Here is a 7146-nt window from a genome sequence, read left to right as displayed (position 1 = left end):
GCGCTGATGTTCGCCGACGGGTTCACCCGCCTGCACGGCAAAGCGAGCCTTGTCATCGCCGCCAACATCCTCAGCCACCGCATCAATTTGGCCGAGCGCGCCAGCGCCGTGCTGTTTGCCGATGCCGCCGGCGCCATGGTGATCAGTCCTTGCGATGACCCGGATCGAGGCATTCTCGGCGCTTCGGTGGATTCCGACGGCTCGCGCTACGGGCTAATCCAGATTCCCGCCGGGGGAAGCAACACTCCGTTCCATGCCGACCTCGACCTCGCGCAGACACGGATGACGATCACTGACGGCCGTGAAGTATTCAGCAAGGCCGTGGAGATGATGACCGCCTGCTCGAGAGATGCGCTCACTGCTGCCCGACTGAGGCCGCAAGACCTCGATCGTTTCGTGCCGCATCAGGCCAATGCGCGCATTTTCGACGCGGTCGGCAGGAACCTCGGCATCGCTGATCACTCGATCGTCAAGACGATCGCCGAATATGGCAACTCTTCCGCCGCGACGATCCCGCTCTCATTGTCGCTGGCCCATCGGGCGCAGCCGTTTCGGCCTGGCGAGAAAGTCCTCTTGGCGGCAGCGGGTGCGGGTCTCAGCGGCGGCGCGCTTGTGGTGGGAATTTAGCAAAGCAATGCTTGCGCACAGGACTGCTCATGAATGAGACTATGAGAATGGCTCAATACGCAAATAGTCGCCGGCAAGCTCCATAGAGCTGGGGTCCGTGCGGTGCTCCGCGATGTCTAAGTATCGACCCGCTTGCTCAAATCGCAGCGCTCATCGAAGGCCAGCAATACCTCATGCAGAGCGAAAATCCCCAACCGCCCGTTTCAAAGACGCTCGCCCCATTTCGAAACAAGGTGTTTCGCTCAATTTGGGCGGCCACCCAGATTTCCAGCCTCGGTTGGCTAGTGCAAACGGTCGCCATCAGTTGGCTTATGGCAACGATTTCAGCGTCCGACCTCATGGTGGCACTCGTCCAGGCCGCATCCACATTGCCGGTGTTCTTCCTCTCAGTTTTCGCCGGAGCCATTGCCGACAACTTCAGCCGCCGGTGGGTGATGTTTGCGGGACACTGCCTGATAGCATCGGCGTCGACGACGCTGATGATTTCTGTGGGTCTGGGATTTGTCAGTCCTTGGCTGATTCTCGGGTTAGGTTTCCTGGCCGGCTGCGGCTTTGCCTTGAATGATCCGGCTTGGCACGCTTCGGTCGGCGATATCCTTCACAAACGCGACATTCCGGCCGCAGTGACGCTTATGTCCGTCGGATACAACATTGTGCGCAGCGTTGGTCCAGCCTTGGGGGGCGTGATCCTGGCCGTCTTTGGGCCGCTGGCCGCTTTCGCCTTGGCTGCGGTGAGTGATCTGGCGCCCATAAGCGCGATATGGCGCACCAAATGGGAGGTCCGCTCTTCGCCTCTCCCTCGTGAGAGAATGACGACGGCAATTCATGACGGAGTGCGCTTTACGGCGATGTCTTTGGAGATCAGGGCAGCGACCGCCCGAGCCGCTCTTTTCGGGTTGGCAAGCATCTCCATTCTGGCGTTGCTCCCCCTCGTCGTCCGGGATCAGTTGAAGAGTGGGCCAATTGTCTACGGTATCTTATTGGCCGGCTTCGGCATGGGTGCTTTCATCGCGGGTATGGGCAACGGCTTCTTGAGGAAGGTCACGTCTCAAAACAGGCTGGTGGCCTTCGCCTCTGTGGCTTGTGCAGTCTGTTGCCTCTCCCTTGCCCTTACATCGTCGCTTCCTGTGGCGGCCATTTCGCTGGCGCTCGGCGGAGCGGGTTGGCTTATCACCTGGACGGGCATTGACGTGTCGGGGCAGTTGGCAAGCCCAAGGTGGGTTGTAGGCCGCACGCTCTCCATTTACTACGCCTTGAGCGCAGGCGGTATGGCTGCTGGCAGCTGGATCTGGGGTTCTGTCGCGCAAAACTATTCCTTGACCTCAGCATTGGAGGGCGCCGCAGGCGCTCTGTTGCTGGTTGCAGCAGCGGGGATCGTGTTGCCGGTCCGTCCCTGGGAAGAAACCGATCAAGAAAGTTCAGTTTTTCATCCGCCGGACGTGGCTCTCGATCTGAAACCCAGAAGTGGCCCTATCGTGGCCAAGGTCGAGTATTTGATATCGGAGGAAAATATCGAGGCCTTTCTGGGCTCCATGCGCACGCGGCGACACGTCCAGAGCCGTGCCGGTGCACGAAACTGGACGCTCCAGCGAAATCTGCAAACACCGTCACTTTGGACGGAGACATTCCGCACCCCCACCTGGATGGACTTTCTCCGCCTAAATCATCGACTCACCGCAGCAGATAAGGAAGTCGCCCAGCATCTCCTGTCACTGCATGAAGGAGAGGTGCCTCCGCAGACAGTGCTTTCGATTGAACGGACGACCGAGGCAATTCGTACCCGTACCTCGACAATCTTTTCTCGTCCTCCAAGATGACGCCATCAAGCTGCTGTCCAGGGACAGGGTGGATCACCGGTGCTTTGCAGAGCACAGCCTCACACCGAGAGCAGCGTGCTCCGGGTTGTGCGCTTTCGCGCGCACCCAGGCGAGATGATGGTGAACGCGGCGTCAAGTGGAAGTCCCCTGCATACGCTTGCGGAGTCTTCTGCGAGAGCCCATGCCGACGAGCGCCAAACAAGGTCTGATGCCTTTCGGCGTCGTGGCCTCAACTCATCGATTCGCGAGAAAAGCATCGAATGCAGCAGCAACGGCGCGAACAACAAAGCGGTGCTCCGGCCGCACGCGGATGAAGCCGTTTTCGACGTCCAGGATCCCCTCCTCAGCCAGCGTCACCAAACTCTCAACTGAATCGAGAAAACGAGCTGGTTCGATTTCGTGGGCGGCACAGATGGTCGGCACGTCGGCCTCCAAATCGCACATCAGTCGCTCGATGATCGCTGCGCGCACCCGGTCATCGTCGGTCAGACGGTGACCCTTTGATGTCGCCAGACGTCCACTTGCGATGTGCCGGGCGTAAGAATCCCGTGTTACTTCGTTCTGAACATACCCCTCGCGGACTCGGCCAATAGCCGACGCGCCGAAGCCGATCACGTTTTGCAAGTATCGGCCGAGTATCCCAGCGAATTACGCCGTAGGCGCCCGGTCTTCTGGCGCTAGCGCAAGTTCGTCGTCCGGCGGAGCGAAATGATCGAGCCCGATCTCCCGGTAGCCAGCGCCAACCAGTGTCTCGGCGACAGTTGCAGCCTGTTCGGCGCGAAGATCGCCGTCCGGTAGACCTGCCTGCTCGATTAGGCGCTGATTCTTTATCACGGAAGGAATATGCGCGTATCCGAACACCGCAAGCCGGTTGGGGCGCATGGCGACCGCAGCCATCGCGGTCTGGATGCAGGACTGCACAGTCTGTTTCGGTAGACCGAAGATGAGGTCGAAGTTGATATGGCCAACGCCATGCCGGCGGAGATTTTGGACTGCAGCGGCCGTCTGCACCTTACTCTGGATCCGATTGATCGCCTTTGCACATCGGGATCAAAGCTCTGCATCCGATGCTCGCGCGGTTGACACCGTTAGCTGCCAGGGCTTCGGCCATTTCCGGTGTGAACGTTCGGGGATCGATCTCCACGGCGATCGCAGCAGTTTTGCTGAAAGCGAAGTGGCGGCGTAGAAATTCCATCAGCGCCAAGTGCTCGGCTGGCCCGATAAGGTGAGGCGTTCCGCCGCCGAAATGCACATCGCTCACCGGCAGCCCTTGCCGCACTTGCTCCGACACCAAACTGATCTCCTGACGCAGCACCGCTAAATAATTAAGGATCGGGCCGTTGCGACGGATGACCGCGGTAGGGAAGCCGCAATACCAGCACATGGATCGGCAAAACGGAATGTGGAAATAGAGCGACACCGATTCGTCGGCCGGGAGGCCCCCCAGCCATTCCTCATAATCGTCAGCACCAACTGCCGCAGAGAAGTCTGGCACAGTCGGATAGATGGTATACCAAGGCGGCCGGGGGTCCCGGTACTTTGTCAGGATTGAGGTGTGCAAGGAGCTGTCATCCCACGTCGCTCATCCATCATTCTTTCGTTGCGCGCTCGTCCTGGTCTCTGACCTAAGTCAGTGCGTCCCGCTTATGTCGCAGTCTCGTTTGGACAGGATGGGGTCAACCACGCCGGGGAGCGCGCGTGCCATGGTTGCGCCTGAGGTGATGGTGCGGTGCCGCATTCAACGTCTGAGTACGTGACGCCAGTGCAGTGTGCTTGAGGCGTCTGCGGAAGAACTTTGCAATGCGAAATTCATGTCCGACGCAACGGACCTGTCAAGCCTCGTTCAGACGCCATCCAGGTCCAGCCAGCGGCCTTCCCTGCCGGCCGAAAAACCATACCGGCTTTAGCCACCGAGACGCTCTAAAGCTGACGTCGGCTCATTTGATGAAAGGAGGACGCCGCTAGGGGGTGCACAAGGTTCCCCGGCTTGACGTCGCTTCGAGCGAAGAGCGGTGTGGCTTGTCGTCAAGCGCCGGGCAGCGTGCCCCCTACCGATATCCCGAAAAGATCGACCAAGATGGCCATGCCGACGCCACACGCGGTCTGGATGAGGCCGACCATGAAAATGCGATTGGCGCGTTCGTAGATGGGGCGCCGCAAGGAACTCATGTCGAGCAGCATGGACAGCGCTCTCATCTGCAGTGCGATGCCGAGCAGGATCGGCACTACGGCGAACAGATCGTAGAGTTGCCATGGCAAGGGGTTCGCGGCCCAATGAGTGAGGAAGCCGAGGGAAAAGGCAAGCAGGATACCCACGGCAGTGATTGTGCCGTTGCGGAAAATGGTCTCGATCGGTTCTTCCTTCGGATCGTGCTCGTCCAAGCGGCTTCCTTTCGTTGCTCTTTCCGTCGAGACTAAGTTCTCGAGAATACTGTTCATCGCCAATTACTCGAGGCGAGCCGTAGGCAGCCGTTTCAGGGTGCGCTCCCTCTCGCTTCCGGCCGCGCAATGTACCTGCACGGCGAACTTACAGCGGCGAAAAGGTGCTGCGGCCACCATGCGACGCCTCGGACGTGCACGCCCTCTGTTCCTGGCGCAGCCCTTGCGGAGCGTACGCGCAGTGATCCTTCTCGGTAGCGGATGGCGCGGCCTCCGTTGCGGTCAGACGGGAAGCCGTCGCTGTTAAACGAGACTGTCACATATCGAACATGGCGAACCGTGTCGCACATTTCTTTTCGCAGTGACCCTCAAAAAAAGTGATTCCAGCGAGACGAAGGCGCGTCGGCCCGATTTTGGTGTCGGCCGCATCTACGCTTCAGGTTGGCATGTCGCTTGCTGCTCTATTCGGAGAGCTGCAGCGGTCCGACCGGAGTGTTTCACATGTAAACGATAATGAATCTCCTAGCAGAAAACACTATTATAAGTACATGTGGCTTTTACGCTGGCTCACCTCTCGTGTCAAGCGCTTTGGCGTCCACATATTGGAGACAACACGCACAAAATTTAGAGGAAAAGCTTGCTCTTTCGCCTCTATCCTTTTTATTCCTTCATGGAGATCTAGACATGTACATCAAGAGTCCTCTTCTCGGCTTAACTGCTCTGATGACCATTTCCGTCGGTCGAGCAGCTGGCGCCGAGCGGGAACCGGCCGAGTACATCAAGATCTGCGACGTCCTCGGCTCGGGATATTCCTATATTCCCAACACCGAGACCTGCCTGCGCATCGGCGGCTATGTCCGTTACGATATCGGCCTGGGTGACGTCCGATCGTATGACAGCGCAAGAACCTCGGACGTGAGAACTGGCGAGGACCAAGGCACTTGGCGAAACAGCACACGCTTCACGTTCAAAACTTGGACCGGCCAGCAGACCGAGCTCGGCGCGTTGACGACCTATACCGAAACCCAGGTGAATTTTGGCAACAGCGCTAACTCGCATGACAGTCCTCAGAACTATGATTTCAACAGCGGCCTCGCACTGGCTTCTGCCTGGGTCGAGCTGGGAGGCCTGCGAGTTGGCAAGGAGGGGTCGGCCTTCGATACGTTTGCAAGCTACGCTGGCAACGTTCTCGATAGTATGCTCGTTCCGTCGGCCGGCTTCGACACCAACGTGGCTCAGTACCACTTCGACGCCGGCAACGGCATTTCGACTGTGATTTCGCTCGAACAAGGATCGGGCTCAGCCGGTACTATCGACAGCTATATTCCGCACGTTGTCGCCGGCTTGAAATACACGCAAGGCTGGGGCTCGATCATCGGCGTCGCGGCTTATGACAGCAATTACGAAGCTTTTGCCGGCAAGATCCGCGTCGACGTCGCTGTCACAAACCAGCTGTCGCTGTTTGGACTCTTCGGCTACGGTTCCAATGCCAGTCTCAACGAGGACTCAAACGGCGCAATTGCCAATCATGGGCGCGGCTCGTACAAAATCTGGAACGGCCAGTGGGCTTTCTGGGCGGGCGCCACCTACGAGTTTGACGAGAAAACTTCGTTCAACCTTCAGGTCTCGGGTGATCAGCTCAAGGATGCTGGTGTGGCTGCAAACGTCGCCTACATGGTCGTTCCCGGCTTCACGGTCACAGCCGAGGTCGATTACGACCACTACGGCAACTCTGGCCTCGGCCCTGCCGAGCCTACCGCCGTCAAGGGCACGAGCAAGCCGAACAGCGTCGGCGGCATTCTCCGCTTACAAGGCTCATTTTGAAATCTCTCCAGTCGCGAGCATGGCAAAGGCACTTGCCTCGACAACGCACGCATGGAGAGCTTCGTTCGCCATCTTGAAGTCTGCATCGACCGTCCACGGCCCATCGTACCAACTAGAAACTGAAAGTTATGAGCCCTGTGTACTACACCTAGCCCTTGACCTGCCCGATGAACCGGCCAGGGGCCGTCAGTTCAAATTCGGGGCCGTTTAGAGGGCAGTGTGAGGCCGTGTTAGGTAAGCGCCACTGCAATGTCGAGGCCGCGACACGCCTGTCGCTTTGGACGGCTGGAATTGCCCTTCGCGGCGCCATTCATTCTCTCAACATTTACGTGATAATGCACGCTGAGTCCGAGCCGCGTGGCAGCACCCATCCTAGGTGTGAGCTTTCGAGAGGTTGTCCATTCGGACCGGACCGAGGAGACTGGAGTTACCACGCTTCAGCATCCATCGGAGGGTCCGAATGAACATCCACAAGAATGCCCGTCTCACACCGCTGCGT

The 7146-nt window shown here is 58.7% G+C and carries 4 protein-coding genes and 1 pseudogene; 3 read left to right on the top strand and 2 right to left on the bottom strand.

Annotated elements, in window-relative coordinates:
• The coding region (locus EN991_RS16730; RefSeq protein ID WP_281058798.1) for a 3-oxoacyl-[acyl-carrier-protein] synthase III C-terminal domain-containing protein at window positions 1-627 on the top strand (627 nt) is incomplete at its 5' end.
• A gap of 173 nt (window positions 628-800) precedes the next feature.
• Window positions 801-2444, top strand: a complete 1644-nt coding sequence (locus EN991_RS16725) for an MFS transporter (protein WP_127369161.1) — start codon at window positions 801-803, stop codon at window positions 2442-2444.
• Between the two features lie 234 nt (window positions 2445-2678).
• Here EN991_RS16725 and hemN read toward each other — a convergent pair.
• Both hemN and EN991_RS16715 read right to left on the bottom strand, forming a co-directional pair.
• Window positions 2679-4005, bottom strand: a pseudogene (gene hemN, locus EN991_RS16720) (oxygen-independent coproporphyrinogen III oxidase).
• Window positions 4006-4469: 464 nt separating this feature from the next.
• Window positions 4470-4826 carry a hypothetical protein gene (locus tag EN991_RS16715; RefSeq protein WP_024505577.1) on the bottom strand — a complete coding sequence of 119 codons (357 nt, stop codon included), beginning with the start codon at window positions 4824-4826 and terminating at the stop codon, window positions 4470-4472.
• A 681-nt stretch (window positions 4827-5507) separates the two neighbouring features.
• Between EN991_RS16715 and EN991_RS16710 the strand changes: the two genes are divergently transcribed.
• A complete protein-coding gene (locus tag EN991_RS16710) occupies window positions 5508-6647 on the top strand; it encodes a porin (protein ID WP_063169258.1) in 1140 nt (379 codons plus the stop codon).
• Window positions 6648-7146: the final 499 nt, after the last annotated feature.

This window comes from Mesorhizobium sp. M7A.F.Ca.US.005.03.2.1 (assembly GCF_003997795.1).
Lineage (GTDB): Bacteria > Pseudomonadota > Alphaproteobacteria > Rhizobiales > Rhizobiaceae > Mesorhizobium > Mesorhizobium ciceri.
Note: the sequence above shows the minus strand (reverse complement) of the source record. Positions and strands in the feature narration are given on the sequence as shown.

What these genes read in the sequence shown, in the direction of transcription:
- EN991_RS16725 (WP_127369161.1), top strand. Translation starts at nt 801, where the DNA reads ATGCAGAGCGAAAATCCCCAACCGCCCGTTTCAAAGACGCTCGCCCCA.
- EN991_RS16710 (WP_063169258.1), top strand. Translation starts at nt 5,508, where the DNA reads ATGTACATCAAGAGTCCTCTTCTCGGCTTAACTGCTCTGATGACCATT.